This window comes from Yoonia sp. F2084L, from assembly GCF_023015625.1.
Lineage (GTDB): Bacteria > Pseudomonadota > Alphaproteobacteria > Rhodobacterales > Rhodobacteraceae > Yoonia.
This window is the reverse complement of the sequence record NZ_JALKAH010000005.1, coordinates 144,519-169,051: the sequence shown is the minus strand read 5'-3', so window position 1 is coordinate 169,051 and position 24,533 is coordinate 144,519. Positions and strand designations below refer to the sequence as shown.

Sequence of the window (24,533 nt, the reverse complement as noted above, 5' to 3'; positions counted from 1 at the left end):
TTGCGGTTTTACATCGCTGTCACACAAGCTTCACATGGGTGCAAAGAATGTCCCTTAGCGTCCGCGCTGTTGCCAACACCAGCTAGGAGCAAGTGTGATGAAAGATAACGATACTTACCACCTGTCATGGGACGAATGGGACGAGCTGCAACGCCCCGCGCCTGAACAGACCGATTTTGATGATGTCGTCGAAGCCGCCATTTCGCGCCGTGGATTTCTAAGCGGTGTTCTTGCCTATGGCTCTGGTGCTGCGGTGATGGGCACGGGCCTTTTGTCTGGCACATCAGCCGAGGCACAGACCGCAAGCCGCTTTGGCTTTACCCCGATCCCGATCCAGACCGATGGGACTATCCATGTGCCAGAAGGCTATACATGGCATCCGGTGGCGAAATGGGGTCAGGCGCTCTTTTCAGATGCAGAGCCTCTGAGCAATGAAACGGGCGTCAGCGTCGCAAGCTCTGACCGGGTGTTTGGTGAAAACACCGACGGTATGGAAGCCTTCGTTGTCGATGGCCGTCAGGTGATTGCCATAAACCACGAATACGTCAATCCGCGTGAAAACCTGCCACATCAGGACGGCGAAGTCCTCAGCGCGGATGACGTGCTGACGTTGCAGAACATGCAAGGCGTCACCGTGATGGAGGTGGCCGAGGGCCCTGACGGATGGGACATTGTTGTCGATAGCGACCTGAACCGCCGCATCACCCCGAACACGCCGATGACGATTGCAGGCCCTGCTGCGGGCCATCCTCTGATGCAGACACCTGACGATCCTGCGGGCACGACGGTACTGGGCACGATGAACAACTGCGGTGCAGGAAAGACACCTTGGGGCACCTATCTGACCTGCGAAGAGAACTTTAATGGCTATTTCGGGTCCACCGATCCCGCGTTTGAACAGCCTGAGGATTACATCCGCTACGGCATCGGCCTTGAAGGTCGCTATGACTACGAAAGGTTCGACGCCCGCTTTGACGTCAGCCAAAACCCCAATGAGCCGCACCGCTTTGGTTATATCGTCGAGATCGACCCGACAGATCCGACATCAACCCCGATCAAGCACACCGCCATGGGCCGTTTCAAACACGAAAACGCAGCAGCGGTAATCGCCCCCGATGGCCGCGTTGTTGTCTATATGGGCGATGATGAACGGGGCGAATTCCTGTATAAATACGTCTCAAACGGCATCTACACACCCGGTGGACCAACATCGGAATTGTTGGATGACGGTCAGCTTTACGTGGCCAAGTTCAACAACGATCTGACTGGCACTTGGGTTGCACTTACGCCTGAGGCGACCGGCATGGATGAGGCCGAGATCGCGATCTATACGCGCATGGCTGCATCCAAAGTGGGGGCGACAACCATGGACCGTCCTGAATGGGTGGCCGTGAATACCGTCGCGGTAGAGGGTTACTGCTGTCTGACCAACAACCGCAACCGAGGCGTTCAGCCAAATGCAGGCGGCGATGAAACGCCGGTGAATGGGCCAAACCCCCGCGCGGAAAACCACTATGGCCAGATCGTGCGCTGGTATCCCAGCAACGATAATCATGCCGACGACAGCTTTACGTGGGACCTTTATGTGATGGCTGGGAACCCAACCGTACATGACGACGTTTATGGCGGGTCGTCCAACATTAACGAAGGGAACCTTTTTAATTCACCCGATGGGATGATGTTCGACAGCACGGGTCTGGTCTGGATCCAGACCGATGGTGACTATGACAATGAGGGTGATTTCGCGGGTATGGGCAACAATCAGATGCTGGCCGGTGATCCGATCACTGGGCAAATCGAACGCTTCATGACCGGTCCTTACGGATGCGAGGTCACGGGGCTGACATGGTCAGCCGACAAGCGCACGATGTTTGTGGGTATCCAACACCCCGCAGCACCTTTCCCGGATGGGGAAGGGATGCTGCCACGATCGTCTATCGTGGCCGTGAAGCGGGTCGATGGCGCGATGGTTGGTTGATTGCGTTGGGGGCGTGCCACAAGGCGCGCCCCTGCGTCATTGGGTAGATGGCTGCTGGCGTCACCGATGCTGATCCACCAATATCGGGTTCCCATCCGGGTCCTTGATGATAAAGCTCGCCGGTCCCGTTGTGCTTTCATCGGCCTCGCTTGCAAAATCGACACCGTCCGCCTTCAACCGCTTCTGGATGTCGCGCACATCATCGAAGTCATCAAGCTCTTGGATGTTCTGATCCCAGCCGGGGTTGAATGTCAGCGTGTTGGCCTCAAGCATCCCTGCAAAGAGCCCAATTACGGTGTCGCCATTGCGCAGGATCAACCATCCCTGCGCCTCGTCCCCACCAAAGGCTTCAAAGCCTAGCTTGGCGTAAAACGCTTTGGAAATGGCAATGTCCTTGACGTTCAAGCTGAGTGAAAATGCGCCCAGTTTCATGATTATGTCCTTTCAAACTGTCCTTGCGACATAGCATATCCTGCCGCTCGCATGAAGTTCCGCGCCCCCGCGCTTGTAAAAAGTGACCCGACAGCCCTGTTGTGCCAACCCAAGGCTTGATTTCCACCGCGTTTCCCAATACATCGCCCGCGATGTTGGACCGGGCCGTACATGGCCCCACAAAATTAAGGGCCCTGCAAAATGGCAAAGGCAAAGTTTGAACGTAATAAGCCGCATGTAAACATTGGCACGATTGGCCACGTTGACCACGGCAAGACGACGCTGACAGCGGCGATCACCAAGTATTTTGGTGACTTCCAGGCGTATGACCAAATCGACGGCGCGCCCGAAGAAAAGGCCCGTGGGATCACCATTTCCACAGCCCACGTCGAGTATGAGACAGAAGCCCGTCACTACGCCCACGTCGACTGCCCCGGCCACGCCGACTACGTCAAGAACATGATCACCGGTGCCGCCCAGATGGACGGCGCGATCCTGGTTGTGAACGCCGCTGACGGCCCGATGCCACAAACCCGCGAGCACATCCTGCTCGGCCGTCAGGTTGGTATCCCGTACATGGTCGTCTACATGAACAAGGTCGATCAGGTTGACGACGACGAGCTGCTTGAGCTGGTGGAAATGGAAATCCGTGAGCTGCTGTCCTCTTACGAGTACCCTGGCGACGACATTCCTGTGATCCCGGGTTCCGCGCTTGCCGCGATGGAAGGCCGCGATCCCGAGATTGGTGAAGAATCTATCAAAAAGCTGATGGAAGCTGTCGACACATATATCCCGACACCTGCCCGTGCGGTTGACCTGCCGTTCCTGATGCCAATCGAGGACGTGTTCTCGATCTCTGGCCGCGGTACTGTTGTGACCGGCCGTGTTGAGCGTGGCGTGATCAACGTCGGCGACGAGATCGAAATCGTCGGTATCCGCGACACCTCCAAGACCACATGTACGGGTGTTGAAATGTTCCGCAAGCTGCTGGACAGCGGTGAAGCTGGCGACAACATCGGTGCGCTTCTGCGCGGTGTTGACCGTGAAGGCGTTGAGCGTGGTCAGATCCTGTGTAAGCCGGGTTCGGTGAAGCCGCACACCAAGTTCGAAGCCGAAGCCTATATCCTGACCAAGGAAGAGGGTGGCCGTCACACGCCGTTCTTCGCCAACTACCGTCCACAGTTCTACTTCCGGACCACAGACGTGACCGGCACGGTTGAGCTGCCAGCGGGCACAGAGATGGTGATGCCGGGCGACAACCTGAAGTTCAACGTCGAGCTGATCGCACCGATTGCGATGGAAGACGGCCTGCGCTTCGCGATCCGCGAAGGCGGCCGGACGGTTGGTGCCGGTGTTGTGTCGAAAATCGTCGAGTAAGCACGACCGACCAAACATGTAAGGTGGATCATGATCCACCTTACACCAAAGGCCGCTTCGGAAACGAGGCGGCCTTTTGCTTTGATCCCGGGCAGGTCTGTTGCAGAGTTTGGTCTATTTGCCTTTGCTCAGGGTCGTTGCCATTGCGAGGTGGCACAGAGAAGGCCGCCCAAGATACAACCTTGCAGAGCAAGACTTTGACCCGCGACGGTCAGTCGTCCCAAATAGACGGTGCCACTGCGTGGATCGATCACCTCTCCTTCGAAACGCCCCTGTCCAACCTGCCGCATCTCCCGGATCACGGGGTTACCTGCCAGCGTATCGACCCGCGTACCGTTTGCGTCAATGCCGTGGACGACGTTTCCACAAAATGCGTCCTGACAACTCTCGACCCGGATCAGGCCTGACACGCCGTCACGCGGTTCCGTGATCCAGAACCCGATAAGAGAGGGGTCCGACCAAGCGGCGCCACCCGACAGACAGCAGGCCATCAGCCCGATGACCAGACGTGACAGCAACTCAGGCCTGCCAAGCATGCGCGACATCCTTGGCGCGTCCTTCGAAGGCCGCAATCTCAGCGGTCATGACGGCGCAATCCCGCCCGGCGGCCTTTGCTGCATACAGCGCTTCATCGGCATCCAACATCGCTTGATCAACCCCGCATCCGTCAAGCTTTGTCACACCATAGCTCGCGGTGAGCGGGTAGGGTGCGTCGCCCTGTAAAGCTGGCGCGCGCCGCAATACGGCGCGCAGCCCATCGATCCAGATGTTCAGATCCGCCTTCGCCGGCATATCAATGTGGATCAGGAATTCCTCTCCGCCGATCCGTCCGATCGCCGCCCGTTCTTCACCCAGCGTCATTTGCAGATAATGCCGTGCGGTTGCCCCGAAATGTTGCAACATCAGATCACCTGCAGCGTGACCAAACCGATCGTTGATGGATTTGAAGTGATCTATGTCTGCAAGCACCAAGAACCCCGTCGCCCGACGGCTATTCTGGAGCCGCTCAAAAATCGCCCGACGCGAATAGGTGCCGGTGAGGGTGTCGTGCGACAACGCATATTCCAGAGACTGCTTGAGTTTGTTTTCGCGCAACATTCTGTGCCCGGTGATCTCCGCGACCCCAAAGCCAAGACTAGCCGAAAACAGCATCCGCCAGCCCAGATTACGCTCGAAAGCGGCTTGGGGGATCATCGTCCAATCATAAAGAACACTGGCCGCCGCGGCAAAAAGCGAGATGGCGATCGAGAAGATAACCACATGCCGGGGGGATTTGATCTGCACACTGACGCTCCACTTGCCGACGCGTTGGTATCGGCCAATCCTGAATAGTCCGTGAACAATTGCTGGGTGTGGGGCAAAAAGGGTTTGCCTGTCCCGGCGAACATTCCTGTGGCAGCCCAATCAAACACGGATGTGCCGTGTGCGCCCTGATCGCCCCCATCGCGATGGAAGGCGGCTTGCGCTTCGCGATCCGAGAAGGCGGCCGCACCGTTGGTGCGGGTGTTGTATCGAAGATCGTCTAGTAAGCATAACCTACCAAGCGTGTAAGGTGGATCATGATCCACCTTACACCAAAGACCGATCCACTTGGGGCGGTCCTTTTGCGTCAGGTTGTTTATATGTTGGCAACAACTCTCTTAAAATTCTGAAGTTGGATCGAAAAACGCGATGCTGGCTTTAAAGTCATCGACTGCTATTTGCGCCGCGGTACTTTTTTGTTTGCAAGAACAGCGCCAGGCGATATTTGATCAAACACCATAAGGCGGCGACCAAACGGTGCCTTCTCAAATTGTCCTTTTTGCAATCTATCAACAGATCAAATTTCCGGCTTCGTGCCCAAGATGAAACCATTTAGCCGGTTTAAGGCGTAGATTGCAGGCTGAATAGCCTTCACATCATAAAAATTAAGTCACAATGCCCTATTGAATTTCCTTATCGTGATCCCAAGGGGCTGCGCCAAAATGGCGAGATTCTGTGCATCCGTGGTCAACAGGGACCCTGCGCAGCTCTTTCATGGATAAGCACTGACGATATGCCAAAAGAAAGTGGGACAGATGGCGCATAAAATTGTCGTCGGCCTTGATGGGCAAAGTTCGGGCGCAAAGGCGCTGGACTATGCACAAAACATGGCCAAGCAAATGGGTGTGTGCGAGCTTCTTGTTGTCTATGTGATCGAATGGTCGCCCTTTTCGTTCCAGACTGCCGAAGAAAACGCAGAGCGTCACAAACGGCGCGAGGAAGAAATTACTGTTGCGAAAGAACGGGTCGTGGAGCCGGCGCTCAAGCAACTCAAAGACGTGGGGCTGACGGCGACCGGTGTCGTCCGGCACGGCCATGTTGCGGATGCTCTGGACGCGATCGCCAAAGAACATCAAGCAGATCAGATTGTTGTGGGGCGTTCGACCGAAGGCGGTATGACCGCGCGGATCTTTGGCAGCTCGACCGCCAATCTTGTTATGAACGCATCGGTGCCTGTCACCGTGATCGCTTAGGGGGCATCACAATGAACGCTTTTACAAAACGCCTGATGGCTGCGGGCGCTGCATGTGCTGCGGCTGGTCCGGCACTCGCCCAAGAGGCAATGACGCTTGATGAGCGCGTCAATGCTACCTTTGCATCTGCAACAGGGTGGTTCGTCAACTTCATCTTTATGTCGATACCGGGCACGAATTTCCCGTGGATTGTGATGTGGCTGGTGATCGGTGCTACCGTGTTTACCATATACTTTGCCGCGGTGCAGTTCCGGTTCTTTGGCCATGCGATCAGCCTGGTCAAAGGCGATTATTCCGATCCCAATGATGCAGGCGAAGTCAGCCACTTTCAGGCGCTTGCAACTGCCCTGTCGGGGACCGTTGGTCTTGGTAACATCGCTGGTGTTGCCGTGGCGGTCGGTATCGGCGGACCGGGGGCCACGTTCTGGATGATCCTTGCGGGTCTGTTGGGCATGGCGTCGAAGTTCACCGAATGTACGCTGGGTGTGAAATATCGCAACGAATACCCCGATGGGACCGTCTCTGGTGGTCCGATGTACTACATATCAAAGGGGTTTGATGAATTGGGCTTGCCGGGGGGTAAAATCCTTGCGGTGATGTTCTCGATCTTCTGTATTCTTGGGGCCTTGGGCGGTGGGAACATGTTCCAGGCCAATCAGGCACATGCACAGATTACGCAGATCACCGGCGATTTCCCGGGCTGGATCACGGGCCTTGTCTTTGCGGGTGTCGTATTTGCCGTGATTGTTGGCGGTATCAAGTCTATTGCGCGGGTCACCGAAAAGGTCGTGCCTTTCATGGGCATTCTTTATGTAGGCGCATCAATCGTCGTTTTGATTGTGAACTACGACATGATCGGTTGGGCCTTTGGCCAGATCTTTGCGGGTGCATTCACTGGTCTTGGTGTCGCGGGCGGTTTCGTCGGCGCGTTGATCCAGGGCTTCAAGCGTGCTGCCTTCTCAAACGAAGCAGGCGTTGGTTCTGCGGCGATCGCACACTCGGCGGTGAAAACCAAAGAGCCGATCACCGAAGGGTTTGTGTCCTTGCTTGAACCACTGATCGACACGGTTGTGATTTGTACGATGACAGCTTTGGTGATCATCATCTCGCAACAGCTGATCATTGACGAAGCGACAGGCAACTACATGCTGAACGAAGCGGGTACGGCGATTGCCACGGTTGATGGCAACGGCGGTGTAGCGCTGACGTCAGCCGCGTTTGGATCGGCGATCAGCTGGTTCCCGTTTGTCTTGGCAATCGCGGTGATCCTGTTTGCCTTCTCGACCATGATCTCTTGGTCGTACTACGGGCTGAAAGCGTGGACTTACCTGTTCGGTGAAGGCAAGACCACTGAGCTGGTGTTCAAGATCATCTTCTGCATCTTCATCGTGATCGGTGCGGCGGCCAGCCTTGGGCCTGTCATCGACTTCTCGGATGCGGCGATCTTTGCGATGGCGGTGGTCAACATCTTCTGTCTCTACTTCCTGATGAAAGTGGTGCGGACAGAGTTGAACTCTTACAGCGCGCGTCTGAAGTCAGGCGAGATTAAGAAGTTCACCCATTAAGCGCGTTGATTGCTGAATAAAGAGGCCGCCTTGGTGACAGGGCGGCCTTTTTTTATCTCAAACAGTCGGGTACGGTTTTCGTGAAATCAGCAAACTGAGGACCCCCATGCAAAAAACTCTTAGCGCCATTGCATTGCTCACTTTCGTTGCGGCCTGCGGTGGCCCGTCGCCGGACCAACTGACACAAAACCGCGATGGCAACACGGTTACAGGAACAGCCGGCGCGAACTGGTCGGATGAAGAACTGCGCAGCAATGCGTTCGCAGCCGTTTGCGCGCAAAACGAGCGGATCACTGACCTTAGGATCAGTCGCGATGCTGATGGTGTCGGCACCTTCTCGGCGACCTGCCTGAGCCAGTGACGTTCTTTCCATTGCCTGACACGGTGCATCCGGTGACTTTGCCGGATGGGACCGTACATAAAGGCAATGTGTTTTTGAAGGCCGCGATCACGCATCCAAACTGGGATGTGGGTGATTACACCTATGCCAGCGACTTTGATCCCCCCGACGACCCACAGGATTGGGCCGGGCGATTGGCACCATATCTGTTTCCAATGGCAACGGATCGTCTGATCATCGGCAAGTTTGGGCAGATAGCGCATGATGTGCGGTTCATCACAGATGGGGCTAATCATGCCCGGATGGGCTTTTCGACCTTTCCCTTCGCGATCCATGATCCCGACCGTTTTGCGGACTATGCCAGCACATTGCGCCCGGGCCGCGATATCCGGGTTGGCCATGATGTCTGGATCGGGACCGGTGCGCGTATTTTGGCGGGCGCGCAAATTGGTAATGGCGTGATCATCGGGGCCGGAGCGGTCGTCAGCGGCGTTGTGCCGGATTATGCCATCGTGGCGGGCAACCGCGCCACGGTGCAGCGCATGCGTTTTGATGATGAAACGATTGCGGCGCTGAACCGGATTGCGTGGTGGGACTGGGACATCGCCCGGATCATTGACAACGAAAAGGCTATCGTCGGGCATGATTTGCAAGCATTGCTTGCGGCAAGCTGACCAAGCGCATCAAGGTCCTTCTGGCAGGCCTAAAAGCTGGTCTGCGTCACGTGTCACCTTGTTCAGAAAGTCCTGAAGGCTTTGGCGCAACGCTTCCTGTTCATCCGCCGTCGGTTTACGTGGAAACGCGTCATCAAATCGGCGAAAGACATAGGCCCCTTTGCCAAAGGGTTTGGGCACCAACATTTGATCCCACGAGTCCAAACGCCGTTCTTTTGTCGTGGTAAAGGCATAGCCGAAAACCGGGATGCCCGTCACCCGTGCCCATTCCAGCGTTGCATCGTTGACTTGCCGGGCGGGCCCCAAGGGCCCGTCGCCCGTCATCCCGATGCTGACGCCCTCTTTCACCCGTTTAAGGACCGTGCGCGATGCTGCGATGTTAGTGGTTTTGCGCGACATTTTCATCGGTCGCAGGCCTGCGCGGGTATGCAAAACACCAACCACGCGGCCGATGGGTGAGGTGTCATGCAGGCTGGAGAGTGTGCCATCGGCAATCGGCCAATGGTACGCGCTCATCATCAGGCGGCTGTGCCACATCACCAGCAAAACGGGGCCTTCGGCCATCGCGGCACGCAGGTCATCGACACCTTCGGACTGCCACGTGGTCGTGCGTTGGCAGAATGACAGATAGGTCCCGGCCAGCCGTGCCAGAACATTCGCCAGAAATGTAGATTTCTCAATCCGTTTGCGCAGGGACATGAGCGGGCAGAGACCTTTGATTGTGAATTGCGCCCTTCTTGTCGCATTTCTGGACCTGAACACAAGTGTGCCGCACTTATCCCCCTTGATCCTGCCTTGGTTTCGGACTACCCCGACACCCGGTCGTAGGGGTATAGCTCAGTTGGTAGAGCGGCGGTCTCCAAAACCGTAGGTCCCGGGTTCAAGTCCTGGTGCCCCTGCCAGACCAGATCACCGATACGCGCATGCGCGGAGGATCAAAACCTTTCCCATGACATCCCAGCCGCTTTCAATCGCCTTTCATATCGGCGCGCACAAGACCGCCACATCGCATTTGCAGCGCTCGCTGTTGCGCGCGCGTGATATTTTGGCTGTGAAGGGTGTGCGTTATTATGGGCCCGATTATTTTCGTCTGCCCGGCCACACTATTCAGGCACTGTTTGGGTTTCGTCCCGGTGTCGCAAATGGTGGTGCTCTGCGCCCTGCGTCCGATCAATTGGCCTTACTGCGCAAGGATGGTCATCGGTTGGTCTTTAGCGAAGAGAACTTCATTGGACCGTTGAATCAACCCTATGGACGCACAATGAAGCGACGTTACAAAGCGGCTGATGCGCGGTTGCAGGCGCTGGCCCGTGCCATCGGGCAGGATGTCGATGTTTTCCTTGCCGTGCGCCGCCCGACGGCTTTCATCAATTCGGCCTATTGCCAGATGTTGCTGGGCGGGCGGGTGCAACCCATTGCCGTTTATCAAAGGCGCAACCCGCTGAGCACTGTTGATTGGGTTGATCTGGTCTCGCGGGTGCGCGCGACGCCGGGCGTTGGTGGCGTCACCGTGTGGCAGTACGAAGATTATGGTGCGCTGTTCCCGCAAATCATAGCCGGGCTGGTTGGGCCAGAGGCCGCGTCGGTGGTCCCGCCTCGCCCGCGCTATATCAACCGTGGTCTGTCAGAGGCGGCTGTGACGGCAGTCTTGGACCAAGCAGAGGGCGAGATCGCCGAAAAGCTGGCCCATGCCGCGCGCCAGCAGTTCCCGGTTGAGGACGGGCATACGCCCTTTGATGGTTTTGCCGCCGACGAACATGCCATTGGTGATGCGGCCTATGCCCGTCAGTTGAAAACCATCGCAGGGCTTGATCGCGTACGGTTGCTCCAAACGGCCCCTGATTGACGCCATGTTGATGGACCCGGTGCCCTTACGGGCTTGAATTCATCCGGCGGACCCCGTAAGTGGATTTTGTTTCGACAAAGGACAATCCGACATGGCCATCGCCAACCCCGTCAAGTTCATCCAAGAAGTCCGCGCAGAGATTTCCAAGGTCGTATGGCCGACCCGTCGTGAGGTGATCATGACAACAATCATGGTGTTTATCATGGCGGCATTGACGGCGATCTTCTTCTTTTTGGTGGACCTGCTGATCCGTACCGGACTGAATGGTGTGCTGACCTACTTTGGCAGCTAATCTAGCGGAATTCTCGCAGGGCTCTTGAAAACTGTGTGTGGCAGCGGTAAGAGCCTGCAACTTCCCGAAAATGGCGTGCTGCGAATCAAGTTGCACGCCGCTTTTATTTTCGGGACTTGCGGATTTCTCCGCTGAAATGCAATTGCGGCCCATCGGGCCACGTGACGACAAGGTGCTCTGACAGATGGCCAAACGTTGGTATTCGGTAAGCGTTCTCTCAAACTTTGAGAAGAAGATCGCAGAAGCGATCCGCCAGAAGGCGGAAGAACACGGGCTTGACGATCAGATCGACGAAGTGCTGGTGCCGACCGAAGAAGTCATCGAAATTCGCCGGAATAAAAAGGTGACAGCCGAGCGCCGCTTTATGCCCGGCTACGTTCTGGTCCACATGGAAATGTCGGATGAAGGTTATCACCTGATCAACTCGATCAACCGCGTCACAGGTTTCTTGGGCCCACAAGGCCGCCCAATGCCGATGCGCGACGCCGAAGTGCAGGCCATCCTTGGCCGCGTTCAAGAGGGCGAAGACGCGCCACGCACGCTGATCCACTTTGAGATCGGCGAGAAGGTCAAAGTCAACGACGGTCCGTTTGAAGACTTCGACGGCATGGTTGAAGAAGTTGATGATGAAAACCAGCGCCTGAAGGTGACGGTTTCTATCTTTGGCCGGGCCACCCCGGTCGAATTGGAATATACGCAGGTTTCTAAACAGTAGGCTGCGTGTTCAGACGTGGGAGAGGCAACTCTAACCACGGCATAACCGCCCCAACTTGGGGCAATGTAGGACAGGTTTCGATCTGTCGCTGAAAAAAGGAGAGGCCTCATGGCCAAGAAAATCGTGGGTACGCTGAAACTGCAGGTTCCTGCAGGTGCTGCTAACCCTTCCCCACCTGTGGGTCCTGCGCTGGGTCAGCGCGGCATCAACATCATGGAATTCTGTAAAGCGTTCAACGCCAAGACAGCTGACATGGAAAACGGCGCACCTTGCCCGACTGTTATCACCTACTATCAGGACAAGTCGTTCTCGATGGAAATCAAGACGCCACCTGCGTCTTACTACATCAAGAAAGCGGCCAAGCTGAAGTCCGGCAGCCAGACACCTGGCAAGTCGGTTGCGGGTTCGATCACTGGTAAGCAGGTGCGTGAAATCGCCGAGGCCAAAATGAAAGACCTCAACGCGACGTCTATCGAAGGCGCAATGCTGATCATCGCGGGCTCTGCTCGCTCTATGGGCATCGAGGTGAAGTAATGGCAAAGTTCGGTAAGCGTACAACAGCGGCCCGCGCCGCATTCGAAGGCAAGCACAACGTATCCGTTGCGGAAGCCGCATCTTTGGTCAAAGACAACGCCAAGGCGAAGTTTGACGAAAGCATCGAAATTGCAATGACACTGGGCGTTGACCCACGTCATGCAGACCAGATGGTTCGTGGCACGGTTTCCCTGCCACACGGCACAGGTAAAACTGTCCGCGTTGCTGTCTTCGCCCGTGGCGACAAGGCTGAAGAAGCAAAAGCGGCCGGTGCAGATATCGTTGGTGCAGAAGACCTGATGGAAACCGTTCAGGGCGGCACAATCGACTTTGATCGTTGCATCGCCACACCTGACATGATGGCCGTTGTTGGTCGTCTGGGTAAGGTTCTGGGTCCACGTAACCTGATGCCAAACCCACGCGTTGGCACAGTGACCATGGACGTCAAGGAGGCTGTGGAAGCAGCAAAGGGCGGTCAGGTTCAGTTCAAGGCTGAAAAAGCTGGTGTGGTTCACGCCGGTATCGGCAAGGCGTCATTTTCTGCCCAACAGATCGAAGAGAACATGAAAGCCTTCGTTGACGCGGTCAGCAAAGCCAAGCCAACAGGTGCCAAGGGTACGTACATGAAGAAGATCGCCGTCAGCTCGACCATGGGCCCAGGCGTTTCTATCGACGTGTCTTCTGCGACTGGCAACGAATAACGTCTCATCACTTTAGTGAACGGATTGTGGAAAGGCGGCCTTCTGGGGCCGCCTTTTTAAGTTGCACCATCATGAACCTGCGGTCCGGTCTAAACTGGTCCTGCGTCAAATCGAGAGCGCCATACAGCACCGCTTTTCTGTAGCGTTCTCGCGATCGCACGTTGGTCCCCTTCCATCGCGTCATGAATGATGCGGGACAGCACGCCGTCTTCCTTTAACTTCAGCCCGATTTCGGAGTGGCCGAGACTTGGGAATACAAAATGTGCCCGATTGCGGCGCGGGGCAAACAGCCGGAGGTGGGCTGCATCATTTTTGCCCGCGTGTATGATGAAGCTTTGCTGAGGATGGGTTTGGATTGAATCAGCAGTCTCAAACCGCAAGTCACCAAGTCTTTGACGCCAAAACTCCCAGCGGTGTTCATCGGGTAAGATGGCCTTTGACATCGTGTACTGAGGCGATATTGCGAGCGCGGTTGTCACAGGAAAGAGGGTTGCGCACACAAGAGCGCTGAAGCCTCCCATGCTGAGACCCAGCGCTGTCGTTCGTTTGATATGACCATCTTTCTGGATGTTCTGAACGACCTGTTGAAGCTTAAGACAGAGCGTCGCGTCGTTGAGCCAAGATCTTTTGAGGTCACTCACAAAAAGGCAGTGTGCGTTCTCATTGCGTAGAACTGAACCGACAAATTCATCAGGCGGCATTTCAGTGCGCGACCCGCCAATGCCCGCAAAGCATATGATAAGATCTGCACCTTGGCCTTCCGCATAACGCATACGCATCGTCTCAGGGGTGGGCAGTGTCACGAGCGTCCGCCGCTGGTCGGTTTTGTCGGTGTCGGACATAGAGGCTCGTCTTGTATCGGGTTTGGGTCGCAAAATATCGGCCGTTGTGACTCTGCGTGTCCAAATGCGGTAGTGCCCGAGGGGACGTTAGTCAATCTTCACGGCATGAGCGGCCCGCGTTGCTGTGCTTGCCGTTTTCATTTGGTTGGTTGGCTGCATCTGATGCAAGTACTCTAGAAAATCCGCCTCAGACAGCGGGCGCGCATAGGCGTAGCCTTGGAACAGATGACATCCCAGTTTCCGAATGACCGCGATATCTGCAGGTGTTTCGACCCCTTCGGCCAGCACCTCAATCCCAAGCGCGCGGGTCATGTCCAAGATAGCGGAAACGACCTTGCGCTTAGTGGGATCGTTGGTTGCGGCCTGCACCAGATGGCGATCAATCTTGAGCCGGTCCGGGCGCACCATGAGCAAGCCGGTGATCGACGCCCGCCCGCTACCAAAGTCATCGGTTTCGATCTGAACCCCTAATGCGCGCAGCCGTGCGAGGTTGTCGTTGACCATGGGTTCGTGCTGCAATTCATCAAAACTGATGGTTTCCAGCAACTCGATGGATAACTTGCACTGCCGGTTGGTCCAGCATGCATCAACGTCATCAACCAGCTTTGGGTCAATCAAACGTCCCGCGCTCAGATTGACTGAGATAGCGGGTAGCAGCCCCTGTTTCGCCGCCCCGTCTGCGAATTGCAGGGCCTGATGCATCATGCTGCGGTCGATCGCCGCCACAAGGCCCAGTTCGGAGGCGACATCAAGGAAAGCAGCCGGTGCCAGCAGTCCGTGTTCTGGGTGTTGCCACCGCGCCAGTGCTTCGGCCCCGACGACAGCGCCGGTTCCGGCATGGATTTGCGGCTGGTAGAATGGGATGAATTCACCGTTTTCAATAGCGCCCGGAATTTCACTGGCGAGTTGCCGTCGCGCGGCGATCGCGGATAGCATGCTTGGCATCAGTTCGCGCACGCACCCGCGGCCAGCGCGCTTTGCCTCATAAAGTGCGATATCGACTTTCGCGACCAGTTGGCGCGGGGTCACGTCGCCACCAGCGCCATAGGCGATACCAATACTGGCCCCGATTGAAATCTCTTGCCGGTCGACAAGGATTGGCTGTTCCATCGCCTCAACCAAATCATCGGCGATCCAGCGGGCCTGATCGCGGTCCGCATTATCGGCCAGAACAATCAGGAATTCATCGCCCCCCAGACGATAGACCGGGCCAATGCCGCTGGCGCGCTGTCGCATGCGTTCGGCTGCTGCGACGAGTACGCTATCCCCGGCCGGGTGGCCCAGCGTGTCATTGACCCATTTGAAGCGATCCAGATCAATGTGAATAAGAATGACGTCATTACCGACGACCCCCAGCACTTCGCTTAGGTCCCGTTCAAATGCGCGCCGGTTCAGCAGGCCTGTCAAACTGTCTTCATTGGCGCTGCGTTCCAAAGCGCGTCGCATCACGTTAAGTTCGCTGTTGCGTTCTGCGAGCGCCGCATTCGTTTCCATCAGGCGCTGTATGGACTCTTTTTCCTGCGTAATGTCATGCCCGGTGCCCCGATACCCGATGAAGGCTCCGGCATCGTCAAACAGCGGCTGCCCGGCAACGCGGACCCAAAGATAACCACTGTTGTTGGGTCGATTGATCTTATACTCAAAGTTTCTGAAAGGGCGTCGTGCCCGCAGGTCTGCAAGATGGGCCTGCCAGTTCGGATCGTTTGCGCACATCTCTCCGACATCATCCCGCCGGGTGCCCAGGACTTTTGACGGATCTATCTTTGCGATGTCTTTCAGAACGCTTGAAAAATATGTGAACCGATGTTCGGAGTCGGTCTCCCAGAACCAGTCGGAAGAGATACCGGCAAAATCCTCAAGATTTCGAAATTTAGTATCATTTGTCGATGTCATCGCAGCGAGCTTAGTCAAAGGCGCTGAACAAGTGGTTAGCGTGTGCCAATTCTGTTGGGCGGTGCTGCAGGATAAGACTTGGCATTTGGGTGAATGATGACTAGGGATTGCGCAGGTCCGAACGATTGATTCGAACGGGCTTTATTCGTCCGAGACGGTGGGTTGGTGCAGAGCATCGCTAATTCCTGCCTGAGACGGGATAGACCGGATTTACCTGAGGCCATGCCTCAGCCCAAGCTGGCTCAACCCCCGTACATGTGGACATCGACTGTCACCGCGCTTGCGTGGGGGCAAAATTGAGCCGGGAAGCAATTCCCAAACTTGGAGTAAAACTGTGGATAGAGCACAAAAAGAACAGCTGGTCGACGATCTCGGCCAGATCTTTGAAAGCTCTGGCGTCGTAGTGGTTGCCCACTACGAAGGCATGACAGTTGCTGAAATGCAGGACCTGCGCGCGCACATGCGTGAAGCGGGCGGTTCCGTACGCGTTGCCAAGAACAAGCTCGCCAAAATCGCCCTTGAGGGCAAGCCATGCGCAAGCATCGCTGACTACCTCGAAGGCATGACTGTACTCGCTTACTCGGAAGACCCTGTCGCTGCGGCGAAGGTTGTCGACAAGTATGCCAAAGAGAATGACAAACTTGTCATTCTTGGCGGTGCCATGGGCGAGACAGCACTGGACGTCGCTGGTGTGAAAGCCGTTGCCGGGATGCCATCACGCGAGGAGCTTATTGCTTCTATCGTGGGCTGCATCGGGGCACCTGCAAGCAACATCGCCGGGGCCATTGGCGCGCCTGCTTCGAACATCGCAAGCATTCTCTCAACCATCGAAGAGAAAGCTGCATAAAGCATCTGAATTGACTTGGGGGTTCACCCTCACGTTGGAACACACATAACTGAAACGGAAAGCATAAAATGGCTGATCTGAAAAAACTTGCTGAAGAGATCGTTGGTCTGACCCTTCTCGAAGCACAAGAACTGAAAACCATCCTCAAGGACGAGTATGGCATTGAGCCCGCAGCTGGCGGCGCAGTCATGATGGCGACATCTGACGCTCCCGGCGAAGCTGCTGCTGAGAAGACAGAATTCGACGTCGTTCTCAAGAATGCTGGCGCATCCAAAATCAACGTCATCAAAGAAGTCCGCGCGATCACAGGTCTTGGCCTGAAAGAAGCAAAAGACCTCGTCGAAGCTGGCGGCAAAATCAAAGAAGGCGCGTCCAAGGACGAAGCCGAAGAAGTCAAAGCCAAGCTGGAAGCAGCTGGCGCAGAGGTCGAACTGGCCTAAGCCACTTCGATTTGATCAAAGGAATCGGGTCGCATCACGCAGCCCGGTTTTTTTGTGCCGTTTGAGAAGACCGTCAAGGTCAACCACCAAACCTTTTCCAGACTTCGAGCCCTTTTTCATCGAGCCGCTCAGGAGAACAGAACACCGAGAGCGTCATCTGTGCTTCGAGTTCTCGCGGTCCCATTTGTTGAAGAGTTCCAGCCGCCAATTCGGTATGGATGGCGGAATATGGAAGCCAGCCGATCCCGCTTCCGTTAAGGACTCGTCTTTTAATGGCTTCGACAAGCCCATCAACGTAGCGCACGTTTAGATGAAGCAGCTGCTTACTAATTGTTTGGTCGACAACTGTGCCCAAAAATGAAGACCGTTCATAGGCAAGATATGGCACGGGCGCATGTGCTGTCCCCGGCAAAACCCAACCGTTTGAAGCAACAGCTTTCTTAAGCGCAAAGGGTACTAATTTCTCAAAACCAAGGTCAATTCGTGAAAACTGATCCTCGTCCAGGATCAAAGGTACGTCGGGATGGCGATAGCAAATCAGAAAATCGCACCCGCCTTCCGCCAATAGCTGGCAACACGTGCTGAGGCTGTCAGAAATGACCCGCGCCTTTAGGTCGTCAATTTCGGCTTCCAGTTCTTCAAGTCGCACGGTCAGATAGTTTACTGAAATCGTGTGCAGAACAGCAAAGCGTTGGAAAGACTTATCGCCTTGATCTTGCTCTCTGATGGCTTGGCGTGCATCAATCAAATCAGCAATGATCGCCTTTGCCACCGGCAAAAACTGCTTTCCGGCCGGTGACAATTGAACCGGGTAGGTTGCCCGGTCAATGAGAGCAATTCCCATCCAGTTTTCGAGCGATTTTACACGACGACTGAACGCAGACTGCGTAATGTTGCGTTCTTCTGCGGCCCGCGTAAAGCTAAGCGTGCGCTCAAGGCAGATAAAATCTCTTAGCCAGTTCAGATCCATTTTATCGCCTTTCCATCGAAATCTACGAAACAAATTCAAGTTATGCAAATTTGGAATAACGTGATGAAATAAATGAATTGGCGCGGCAAAGCTCTTCGCGTCTAGGCTCAAAAGGTAAGTCCGGCATGTGGTCTGGATTCTACTGGAGACGCCTAAAATGCAACTTGCCGAGGCTGGGCCAACTTATTTGCGCGAAGGCAAAGGATTTCCGTTGGTCCTTTTGCACGGCTATCTTGGTGGGGCAGCACTTTGGGAACAGCAAGTGGCGGCGCTAAGCAAGAATTTTGATGTCATCGTACCTGAACTTTCTGGATACGGCGGCAATGCTGATCAATCACCTTTGGATAGCATCGAAGGCTACGCGCGTCAGGTTTTGGATTTCCTAGACGATCTACGCGTCGATAGATTTCATCTGATAGGGCATTCAATGGGGGGCATGATCGCTCAGCAGATGGCGGCCATGGCGCCCAACCGCATTGACAGGCTCGTGTGTTACGGTACCGGCCCACGCGGCGTCATGCCTGACCGTTTTGAAACCATAGAAACGTCCCGTGCCCGTACCCGCGATGATGGCACCATAGCCACAGCGCGCAGGATTGCAGCAACGTGGTTTGACGAAGGCGAACAGGCCGCAGGTTACAACACCTGCGTCGCCCTGAGCGAAAATGTAAGCCTTACGACGGCGCTTTCGGGCCTGTCGGCCATGGAAACGTGGGACGGGCGTGCCGCACTTGAAAACATCACTAATCCGACCCTCGTCATTTGGGGGGATCGTGACCGATCTTATGGCTGGTCGCAGCCAGAAGCTCTGTGGCGCGGGATCAAGGACAGCAGTTTGGCGGTTTTGCCGGGCTGCGGACACAACGCGCACATGGAACAACCGGAAATTTTCAACGCAATCGTGGGGAAATTTCTGCCGGAAACCGTCTGAAAAACAGACCGCGCCAGCCGGCGGCGCCTAAAGCAACAGTGGAGAGACCAATGAAAAAGTTACTACTTTCAACAGCCCTTTTGGCCAGTATGGCAACTGCATCAGCCGCAGAAGAAGTCAAAATCGGCGCACCGGCATGGACCGGTGCACAGGCCATCGCACATCTGATCGCTGAAATCGTCGAAACCCGTATGGGCGGCGAAGCAGAACTGGTGCCGGGCAACAATGCCAGCATCTTTCAGGCCATGGGCCAAGGGCGTGGCGACATCGACGTACATCCAGACGTTTGGCTGCCAAACCAACAAAGCTTTACCGATCAATATGTGGAAGAAGAGGGCACGGTTATCCTGTCGGACAATTCCTATGAAGGTAAGCAAAGCTTTTGTGTCAGCCGCCAGTTCTCTGAGGCGAATAACGTCACATCCATCTTCGATCTGGCGCGTCCTGAAATTGCGGCACTGATGGACAGCGATGGCGACGGCCTTGGCGAAATCTGGATCGGCGCACCCGGTTGGGCCTCGGCCAATGTAAACGAAGTGAAGGTCCGTGATTACGGCCTGATGCCGTTTATGGAACCTATCCGCGCCGATCAAGCCGTTATGACCGCCACCGTAGGCGACAGCATCCGCAAGGACATAGGCTATGCATTTTACTGCTATTCGCCACATGCAATCTGGTTCCAGCATGACATCGTGCGTCTGTCAGAGCCACCGTTTGACCCAGCCAAGTATATCGCAATTCAGCCGTCCGATGATCCGGATTGGTTCGAAAACTCGACTGTCATGACAGAAGACGCTTTGAAGGAAGTGCAGATTGCATATTCCGGCACGTTGTCCGAACGCTCGCCTGCGATTGCCGATCTTTTGGCGAACATCGCTTTGGACGGTGAAACTGTGTCTGACTTTGCCTTCCAGATCGAGGGCGGCAAAGACCCGGCGGATGTTGCGCGCGAATGGGTTGCGGCCAATTCAGACCGCGTCGACAGCTGGCTCGGACTTTAATCCGAAAATAATGATAGGCACCGCGCATCTGCGTGGTGCCGCCACCGACCTTGGGGACCTGAACATGTCAGAAGACTACGCCATCGAACTGTCGAATGTTTGGAAGATCTTTGGTCACCGCGCACCCGAAGCAATGGCCGATGTGAAAGCGAACGGCATCACCAAGAAACAGGTGCTTGAAAAATACAATTGCGTGGTCGGCGTGGCCGACGCGACCATGAACATCAAACCCGGCGAGATTTTTTGCGTCATGGGTCTGTCAGGGTCCGGCAAATCAACGCTCGTGCGCCATATCAACCGATTGCTAGAGCCCACATCGGGCACCATCACGGTGAACGGCAATGACATCATGGCAATGCAGCCCGATGACCTGCGCCGCTACCGCAATGAACACATTGCAATGGTGTTCCAGAACTTCGCGTTGATGCCCCACAGATCCGTGCTGGATAACGTCGCGCTGCCGCTTGAAATTCGCGGTATTTCGAAAAACCAACGTATGGAAGTGGCCGAACGCACCATCGAAATGGTCGATTTGACAGGCTGGGGTAACAAGTTTGCGCATGAGCTTTCCGGCGGTATGCAGCAGCGGGTTGGCCTTGCCCGTGCCTTGGCCGCTGATCCTGAAATCCTGCTGATGGACGAGCCATTTTCGGCGCTTGATCCGCTGATCCGCCGCCAGTTGCAGGGCGAGTTTATGGGGCTGGCCGCGAACATGAACAAAACGACCGTCTTCATCACCCATGATCTGGATGAGGCCGTACGCATCGGGGATCGCATTGCGATCATGCGCGACGGTATGGTGATCCAGACAGGCACGCCCGAAGATATCGTGATGAACCCGGTGGATGATTACGTCTCGGATTTTGTTGCCGGTATTTCGCGCCTGAAAGTTGTGCGGGCCCATGCAGTCATGCAGCCCTTGGCCGCATTCGAAAGCGCAAATGGGACCCTTGCTGCGACAGCACAAGAGTTTCCACAAGACGCTCACTTGGGTGATCTTATCGGGGCGGCGATCACGTCTGATCAACCCGCCGCAATTATCAACGCCACCGGACAGCGCATCGGGGTCATCACCCGACCCGACCTGCTGCGCACGGTGATCGAAGGAACGGAGACCTCTTGAGTCATGACAGATAAGACCAAAGATGAGCTCCTCACAGATTTTGTGACCACGAGCAGCGCGTATTACAATGATCAGTTCCAAAAGATCGGGGCGAGCGCAAAATTCACCTGGACTTTCAATTGGGTCGCCGCCCTGCTGGGACCAATTTGGTTCGGGATGCGGGGCATCTGGAACTGGGCACTGACCTTTGTGATCCTTGAAGCCTTTGCCTATATCCAGCTAGGGCGCGGACTGTTCGGAGACCTTGGAGCCACCGCACGCGACAAGATCGCGCAGATTGAAGGCACGTTGGCCTTGCGGCGTGAACAGCTAGAGGCCGCGATTGCAAACGACGCTGATAATGTTGAAGTGTTTGAACGCACGATTACCTCGCTTGAGACCGCCATCTCTGACGTGCGTGTCGAGATCGCTGAACTTGAATCCGGCGCGATCTGGGTGGCCCTTTTCGGGTTTGTCGCGCTGATCGTAATCAAGATTTGCGCCGGCATCATAGCCAACACAGCATTGGAAAAGCGTTATTCAGAGTGGTTGTCGGATGCGTCGGTCAGCTCTGGCATGAACCCGTTTCGCACCGGTGTGGCCGTGATCTTTCCCGTGCTCGTTATTGCCACCTGCGTGATACATTATGCTTTTCCCGGTGCGGTCTACTGGCTCACGGATTTCCCCACACGACCCGAAATTCGCCTTGGTGCCATCGACCGGGTCGAAGCATTTTTCGCAGCCATCATCGATTCAGGTGAGTGGTTCTTCCGGCTGATCACGCTTGGCATTCGCACCGTTCTTGACGCGTTAGAGGTCTTGTTTGTGGACACGCCGTGGCCCGTGATCGGCAGCTTCATCGCCTTGCTGACATGGCTCTCAGCAGGCAGCCGCGCTGCGATATTTGCGGTCGCATTCCTTGCCTACATGGGCTTTTTGGGGTTTTGGGAAAAAGCCATGACCACATTGGCACTTTTGGGAACAGCCGCCTGTATCTCAATCGCGATTGGTATTCCTGTGGGTCTATTCTGCGCGCGTCGTCCGCGATTTTACGCGGTCGTGCGCCCTGTGATGGACTTTATGCAAACCATGCCTGCCTTTGTTTTCATGATCCCTGTCATCGCGTTTTTCGGCACCGGTAAACCCGCGGCGGTCGTCACCACGATGATCTTTGGCGGCACACCCGTGGTGCGCCTTACGGTTCTTGGTTTGCGTGGTGTGCCTGACACCATCCGTGAAGCCGCCATCGCATATGGCGCATCCAAGTGGTTCTTGTTGACGAAGGTTGATTTGCCCCTCGCTGCGCCATCCATTTTGGCGGGTGTAAACCAAACTATCATGCTGAGCCTTGCAATGGTTGTTGTGGCATCCCTGATCGGCGCAAAGGGACTGGGCGAAGACGTTCTGGAAGCCTTGCAATATGCCTCTGTCGGGCAAGGTATCCTGGCAGGCTTTGCGATCCTGTTTTGCGCGATGATTTTGGACCGTATCGTCCAAGGTAAACGAGAGTAGATCGCGGTGTTCTAAAGCGTCGGGACCACTTGCAAATTCTCGGCAAGGTGACGCCAGATCGCGTCACTTTGCGCAGTCTCGCCGCCGCGCAGGCGGACCAGGTTGATGTCAAGGGTTTGCGCAGGCAAGGTATCATCAACGCGTATGAGTTCGCCCTGCGCAAGGGGCTTGGCGATCAGCGAGGACGGCAGCCATGCAATCCCGATCTCGCTGAGGGCCAACTGCAACATGGCGAACGTCAGTGCCGTTTCGGCGATGGGGACAATCGTGACACCATGCGGCAATCGGGGGCTGACCATGCGTGTAAAAACCTGCCCCAGAAAAACGTCTGATGGGTAGGCAATGATAGGTATGTTTTCGCGACAGGCCTGCACGCGCAGGCTTGGTGCGCAAACCGGGACAAAGATATCCTCACCAAGGCTCAGGGTTTCAAACGCAGTGCTCTTTTTCAGCGTCGCGCCATTTGGAAGCGCATACATCACCGCAAGATCGACCTCTTTGGAGAGCAGCAACATCAAGCATTCGTCCTGATTGCCTGAGCGGACGCGCACAGTTGTCTCGCCATCGTGTGCCGCTGCACGCACGACTTGGGGCGAGATGGTCGTGGTCAGAGCATGCTGGCACACGAACGCAAGTGACTTGCCCAACCCCTTGCTTGTGGTTTTCAGGGTTTGGCGCAGTTTGTGCAGCCGCGTGCTAAGTTCACGTAGCTCTGGCTCCAATGCCTGGACACCGGGCATCAGTGACACAGGTTTGCGGCGACGATCAAAGAGCGTGGTTCCAATACTGTCTTCGATGGTGCGGACCCGCCGCGTGAATGCGGATTGGGTTAGTGCACGCTTTTCAGCTGCCTGCGCAAGTGACCCGCAATCAAGTACCGCCAAGATATCATCAATCCACTCAAGCCGCATAAATTCTTATCCTGATCGCGCTATAAAATGCAATTCACGCAACTTAAGACGCGTAATTCGCATTAGCAACGTAAGATATATCACTCTAAATTGACGTAAACACATATAGGAGAACCATAATGCACCTCGCTCGCTTTCCCCGCGTTCATCTGGCCCATCTTTCTACACCACTTGAGCCAATGGAAAGGTTGTCAAAGGAACTTGGTGTCGAGTTATGGATCAAACGTGATGACTGCACCGGCATGTCAACGGGCGGTAATAAGACCCGCAAGCTTGAATTCTTGATGGCCGAAGCCTTGGAACAGGGCGCAGACATGGTCATGACCCAAGGGGCGACCCAAACCAACCACGGTCGCCAAACAGCCGCTTTTGCCGCAAAGTTGGGCCTGAAATGCCACATCCTGCTAGAAGATCGCACTGGTTATCAGGATGGCAACTATAACACCAACGGCAACGTGTTGTTGGATCACCTACATGGTGCGACGACCGAGAAATTCCCTGCGGGCCATGACATGCCCGGCGAAATGGAGAATGCCGCCGAGAAGATGCGCGCCAAGGGCCACACAGTCTATGTCATCCCCGGTGGTGGCTCGAACCCGACGGGTGCGCTTGGTTATGTCAATGCCGCGTTCGAGCTCGTCTCGCAGGCCAATGACATGGGAATGAAAATCGACCGGCTTACACACGCGACAGGCTCTTCAGGTACGCAGGCAGGTCTGGTCACAGGCATGTGCGCAATGAACGCACAAATCCCCGTATTGGGCATTGGCACCCGCGCACCGCAGCCCAAGCAAGAACAGATGGTTTATGATCTGGCCTGTAAGACCGCTGAAATGCTGGGCTGCCCCGGCATCGTCAAGCGTGAAGATGTGATGGCGAACACCGACTATGTCGGCGACGGCTACGGCATTCCTACCGAAAGCGGCATCGAAGCGATCAAGATGTTTGCAGAATTGGAAGGCATTCTGCTTGACCCTTGTTACTCGGCCAAAGGTGCCGCAGGTCTGATTGATCTGGCACGCAAAGGCGAGTTCAAAGATGAGCGTGTGGTGTTCTTGCACACAGGCGGTGCGGCTGCGTTGGGTGGCTATGACTTTGCCTTCGATCACACTTCCCGCTGGGTGAACGTTTAGAA

Annotated in this window: 26 protein-coding genes, 1 tRNA gene and 1 pseudogene; 20 read left to right on the top strand and 8 right to left on the bottom strand. The window is 55.6% G+C overall.

Annotation, left to right across the window (positions count from 1 at the left end; genetic code table 11):
* Positions 1-97: 97 nt before the first annotated feature.
* Positions 98-1,978: a PhoX family phosphatase gene (locus tag MWU60_RS14900; RefSeq protein WP_247228176.1), complete on the top strand. Its 1,881-nt coding sequence runs from the start codon at positions 98-100 to the stop codon at positions 1,976-1,978.
* A 60-nt stretch (positions 1,979-2,038) separates the two neighbouring features.
* Here MWU60_RS14900 and MWU60_RS14895 read toward each other — a convergent pair whose 3' ends face one another.
* Positions 2,039-2,410, bottom strand: coding sequence for a VOC family protein (locus MWU60_RS14895; RefSeq protein WP_247228175.1), 372 nt, complete (start codon positions 2,408-2,410; stop codon positions 2,039-2,041).
* A gap of 201 nt (positions 2,411-2,611) precedes the next feature.
* Here MWU60_RS14895 and tuf point away from each other — a divergent pair, with 201 nt between their 5' ends.
* On the top strand, positions 2,612-3,787 hold the full coding sequence (gene tuf / locus MWU60_RS14890) for an elongation factor Tu (protein WP_247228174.1): 1,176 nt from the start codon (positions 2,612-2,614) through the stop codon (positions 3,785-3,787).
* Positions 3,788-3,915: 128 nt separating this feature from the next.
* On the opposite strand, the gene MWU60_RS14885 is transcribed toward tuf, so the two are convergent.
* Together MWU60_RS14885 and MWU60_RS14880 are read right to left on the bottom strand one after the other, a co-directional pair.
* Positions 3,916-4,323, bottom strand: coding sequence for a DUF2147 domain-containing protein (locus MWU60_RS14885; RefSeq protein ID WP_247228173.1), 408 nt, complete (start codon positions 4,321-4,323; stop codon positions 3,916-3,918).
* A complete protein-coding gene (locus MWU60_RS14880) occupies positions 4,307-5,071 on the bottom strand; it encodes a GGDEF domain-containing protein (protein WP_247228172.1) in 765 nt (254 codons plus the stop codon). Before MWU60_RS14880 ends, MWU60_RS14885 begins: the two co-directional genes overlap by 17 nt.
* 146 nt (positions 5,072-5,217) lie before the next feature.
* On the opposite strand from MWU60_RS14880, the pseudogene MWU60_RS19535 reads away from it, so the two are divergent.
* From MWU60_RS19535 to MWU60_RS14860, 5 genes and pseudogenes are all read left to right on the top strand, one after another.
* Positions 5,218-5,313, top strand: a pseudogene (locus MWU60_RS19535) (hypothetical protein); the annotation flags it as partial.
* 531 nt (positions 5,314-5,844) lie between these two features.
* A complete protein-coding gene (locus tag MWU60_RS14875) occupies positions 5,845-6,282 on the top strand; it encodes a universal stress protein (protein ID WP_247228171.1) in 438 nt (145 codons plus the stop codon).
* Positions 6,283-6,293: 11 nt separating this feature from the next.
* On the top strand, positions 6,294-7,847 hold the full coding sequence (locus MWU60_RS14870; protein WP_247228170.1) for an alanine/glycine:cation symporter family protein: 1,554 nt from the start codon (positions 6,294-6,296) through the stop codon (positions 7,845-7,847).
* A 106-nt stretch (positions 7,848-7,953) separates the two neighbouring features.
* Entirely contained in the window at positions 7,954-8,208 is a 255-nt protein-coding gene (locus MWU60_RS14865; protein ID WP_247228169.1) for a hypothetical protein, read from the top strand.
* A complete protein-coding gene (locus MWU60_RS14860) occupies positions 8,205-8,861 on the top strand; it encodes a CatB-related O-acetyltransferase (RefSeq protein ID WP_247228168.1) in 657 nt (218 codons plus the stop codon). The genes MWU60_RS14865 and MWU60_RS14860 overlap by 4 nt, the downstream gene beginning before the upstream one ends.
* Before the next feature lie 9 nt (positions 8,862-8,870).
* Here the strand turns inward: MWU60_RS14860 and MWU60_RS14855 are convergent, their stop codons facing one another.
* Entirely contained in the window at positions 8,871-9,560 is a 690-nt protein-coding gene (locus tag MWU60_RS14855; protein WP_247228167.1) for a hypothetical protein, read from the bottom strand.
* Between the two features lie 127 nt (positions 9,561-9,687).
* Between MWU60_RS14855 and MWU60_RS14850 the strand changes: the two genes are divergently transcribed.
* From MWU60_RS14850 to rplA, 6 genes are all read left to right on the top strand, one after another.
* Positions 9,688-9,763 (top strand) — tRNA-Trp (locus MWU60_RS14850).
* A 47-nt stretch (positions 9,764-9,810) separates the two neighbouring features.
* The gene (locus MWU60_RS14845; RefSeq protein WP_247228166.1) at positions 9,811-10,707 is read left to right on the top strand and encodes a hypothetical protein; all 897 of its coding nucleotides are present in this window, start codon (positions 9,811-9,813) and stop codon (positions 10,705-10,707) included.
* Positions 10,708-10,798: 91 nt separating this feature from the next.
* Positions 10,799-10,999, top strand: coding sequence for a preprotein translocase subunit SecE (gene secE, locus MWU60_RS14840; protein WP_247228165.1), 201 nt, complete (start codon positions 10,799-10,801; stop codon positions 10,997-10,999).
* Positions 11,000-11,183: 184 nt separating this feature from the next.
* The gene (nusG, locus tag MWU60_RS14835) at positions 11,184-11,714 is read left to right on the top strand and encodes a transcription termination/antitermination protein NusG (RefSeq protein ID WP_247228164.1); all 531 of its coding nucleotides are present in this window, start codon (positions 11,184-11,186) and stop codon (positions 11,712-11,714) included.
* 108 nt (positions 11,715-11,822) lie between these two features.
* Positions 11,823-12,248 carry a 50S ribosomal protein L11 gene (rplK, locus tag MWU60_RS14830; RefSeq protein ID WP_247228163.1) on the top strand — a complete coding sequence of 142 codons (426 nt, stop codon included), beginning with the start codon at positions 11,823-11,825 and terminating at the stop codon, positions 12,246-12,248.
* On the top strand, positions 12,248-12,949 hold the full coding sequence (gene rplA / locus MWU60_RS14825; RefSeq protein ID WP_247228162.1) for a 50S ribosomal protein L1: 702 nt from the start codon (positions 12,248-12,250) through the stop codon (positions 12,947-12,949). Before rplK ends, rplA begins: the two co-directional genes overlap by 1 nt.
* A gap of 89 nt (positions 12,950-13,038) precedes the next feature.
* Here the strand turns inward: rplA and MWU60_RS14820 are convergent, their stop codons facing one another.
* Together MWU60_RS14820 and MWU60_RS14815 are read right to left on the bottom strand one after the other, a co-directional pair.
* Positions 13,039-13,791: a hypothetical protein gene (locus MWU60_RS14820; protein ID WP_247228161.1), complete on the bottom strand. Its 753-nt coding sequence runs from the start codon at positions 13,789-13,791 to the stop codon at positions 13,039-13,041.
* An 87-nt stretch (positions 13,792-13,878) separates the two neighbouring features.
* Entirely contained in the window at positions 13,879-15,702 is a 1,824-nt protein-coding gene (locus tag MWU60_RS14815; RefSeq protein WP_247228160.1) for an EAL domain-containing protein, read from the bottom strand.
* A 316-nt stretch (positions 15,703-16,018) separates the two neighbouring features.
* On the opposite strand from MWU60_RS14815, the gene rplJ reads away from it, so the two are divergent.
* On the top strand, positions 16,019-16,531 hold the full coding sequence (gene rplJ, locus MWU60_RS14810; RefSeq protein WP_247228159.1) for a 50S ribosomal protein L10: 513 nt from the start codon (positions 16,019-16,021) through the stop codon (positions 16,529-16,531).
* A gap of 68 nt (positions 16,532-16,599) precedes the next feature.
* The gene (gene rplL / locus MWU60_RS14805) at positions 16,600-16,971 is read left to right on the top strand and encodes a 50S ribosomal protein L7/L12 (protein WP_247228158.1); all 372 of its coding nucleotides are present in this window, start codon (positions 16,600-16,602) and stop codon (positions 16,969-16,971) included.
* 79 nt (positions 16,972-17,050) lie between these two features.
* Here rplL and MWU60_RS14800 read toward each other — a convergent pair whose 3' ends face one another.
* Positions 17,051-17,941, bottom strand: coding sequence for a LysR family transcriptional regulator (locus tag MWU60_RS14800; protein ID WP_247228157.1), 891 nt, complete (start codon positions 17,939-17,941; stop codon positions 17,051-17,053).
* A 157-nt stretch (positions 17,942-18,098) separates the two neighbouring features.
* Between MWU60_RS14800 and MWU60_RS14795 the strand changes: the two genes are divergently transcribed.
* The 4 genes from MWU60_RS14795 to MWU60_RS14780 all read left to right on the top strand — a co-directional run bounded on the left by MWU60_RS14795 (position 18,099) and on the right by MWU60_RS14780 (position 22,487).
* Entirely contained in the window at positions 18,099-18,872 is a 774-nt protein-coding gene (locus tag MWU60_RS14795) for an alpha/beta hydrolase (RefSeq protein WP_247228156.1), read from the top strand.
* A 50-nt stretch (positions 18,873-18,922) separates the two neighbouring features.
* Positions 18,923-19,873, top strand: coding sequence for a glycine betaine ABC transporter substrate-binding protein (locus MWU60_RS14790; RefSeq protein ID WP_247228155.1), 951 nt, complete (start codon positions 18,923-18,925; stop codon positions 19,871-19,873).
* Positions 19,874-19,937: 64 nt separating this feature from the next.
* Positions 19,938-20,996 (top strand): betaine/proline/choline family ABC transporter ATP-binding protein, encoded by a 1,059-nt coding sequence (locus tag MWU60_RS14785; RefSeq protein WP_247228590.1) that lies wholly within the window; start codon positions 19,938-19,940, stop codon positions 20,994-20,996.
* 3 nt (positions 20,997-20,999) lie between these two features.
* Positions 21,000-22,487 carry an ABC transporter permease subunit gene (locus tag MWU60_RS14780; protein WP_247228154.1) on the top strand — a complete coding sequence of 496 codons (1,488 nt, stop codon included), beginning with the start codon at positions 21,000-21,002 and terminating at the stop codon, positions 22,485-22,487.
* An 11-nt stretch (positions 22,488-22,498) separates the two neighbouring features.
* Here MWU60_RS14780 and MWU60_RS14775 read toward each other — a convergent pair whose 3' ends face one another.
* Positions 22,499-23,398: a LysR family transcriptional regulator gene (locus MWU60_RS14775; RefSeq protein ID WP_247228153.1), complete on the bottom strand. Its 900-nt coding sequence runs from the start codon at positions 23,396-23,398 to the stop codon at positions 22,499-22,501.
* 119 nt (positions 23,399-23,517) lie between these two features.
* Here MWU60_RS14775 and MWU60_RS14770 point away from each other — a divergent pair, with 119 nt between their 5' ends.
* Positions 23,518-24,531: a D-cysteine desulfhydrase gene (locus MWU60_RS14770; protein WP_247228152.1), complete on the top strand. Its 1,014-nt coding sequence runs from the start codon at positions 23,518-23,520 to the stop codon at positions 24,529-24,531.
* The last annotated feature ends 2 nt before the right edge of the window (positions 24,532-24,533 follow it).

Coding starts and splice junctions, on each gene's coding strand:
- nusG (WP_247228164.1), top strand. CDS start 11,184: ATGGCCAAACGTTGGTATTCGGTAAGCGTTCTCTCAAACTTTGAGAAG.
- MWU60_RS14865 (WP_247228169.1), top strand. CDS start 7,954: ATGCAAAAAACTCTTAGCGCCATTGCATTGCTCACTTTCGTTGCGGCC.
- MWU60_RS14900 (WP_247228176.1), top strand. CDS start 98: ATGAAAGATAACGATACTTACCACCTGTCATGGGACGAATGGGACGAG.
- MWU60_RS14800 (WP_247228157.1), bottom strand. CDS start 17,941: ATGGATCTGAACTGGCTAAGAGATTTTATCTGCCTTGAGCGCACGCTT.
- MWU60_RS14785 (WP_247228590.1), top strand. CDS start 19,938: ATGTCAGAAGACTACGCCATCGAACTGTCGAATGTTTGGAAGATCTTT.
- MWU60_RS14885 (WP_247228173.1), bottom strand. CDS start 4,323: ATGCTTGGCAGGCCTGAGTTGCTGTCACGTCTGGTCATCGGGCTGATG.
- rplL (WP_247228158.1), top strand. CDS start 16,600: ATGGCTGATCTGAAAAAACTTGCTGAAGAGATCGTTGGTCTGACCCTT.
- rplK (WP_247228163.1), top strand. CDS start 11,823: ATGGCCAAGAAAATCGTGGGTACGCTGAAACTGCAGGTTCCTGCAGGT.
- tuf (WP_247228174.1), top strand. CDS start 2,612: ATGGCAAAGGCAAAGTTTGAACGTAATAAGCCGCATGTAAACATTGGC.
- MWU60_RS14770 (WP_247228152.1), top strand. CDS start 23,518: ATGCACCTCGCTCGCTTTCCCCGCGTTCATCTGGCCCATCTTTCTACA.
- MWU60_RS14845 (WP_247228166.1), top strand. CDS start 9,811: ATGACATCCCAGCCGCTTTCAATCGCCTTTCATATCGGCGCGCACAAG.
- MWU60_RS14775 (WP_247228153.1), bottom strand. CDS start 23,398: ATGCGGCTTGAGTGGATTGATGATATCTTGGCGGTACTTGATTGCGGG.
- MWU60_RS14820 (WP_247228161.1), bottom strand. CDS start 13,791: ATGTCCGACACCGACAAAACCGACCAGCGGCGGACGCTCGTGACACTG.
- MWU60_RS14855 (WP_247228167.1), bottom strand. CDS start 9,560: ATGTCCCTGCGCAAACGGATTGAGAAATCTACATTTCTGGCGAATGTT.
- MWU60_RS14875 (WP_247228171.1), top strand. CDS start 5,845: ATGGCGCATAAAATTGTCGTCGGCCTTGATGGGCAAAGTTCGGGCGCA.
- MWU60_RS14780 (WP_247228154.1), top strand. CDS start 21,000: ATGACAGATAAGACCAAAGATGAGCTCCTCACAGATTTTGTGACCACG.
- MWU60_RS14790 (WP_247228155.1), top strand. CDS start 18,923: ATGAAAAAGTTACTACTTTCAACAGCCCTTTTGGCCAGTATGGCAACT.
- MWU60_RS14870 (WP_247228170.1), top strand. CDS start 6,294: ATGAACGCTTTTACAAAACGCCTGATGGCTGCGGGCGCTGCATGTGCT.
- secE (WP_247228165.1), top strand. CDS start 10,799: ATGGCCATCGCCAACCCCGTCAAGTTCATCCAAGAAGTCCGCGCAGAG.
- rplA (WP_247228162.1), top strand. CDS start 12,248: ATGGCAAAGTTCGGTAAGCGTACAACAGCGGCCCGCGCCGCATTCGAA.
- MWU60_RS14895 (WP_247228175.1), bottom strand. CDS start 2,410: ATGAAACTGGGCGCATTTTCACTCAGCTTGAACGTCAAGGACATTGCC.
- MWU60_RS14795 (WP_247228156.1), top strand. CDS start 18,099: ATGCAACTTGCCGAGGCTGGGCCAACTTATTTGCGCGAAGGCAAAGGA.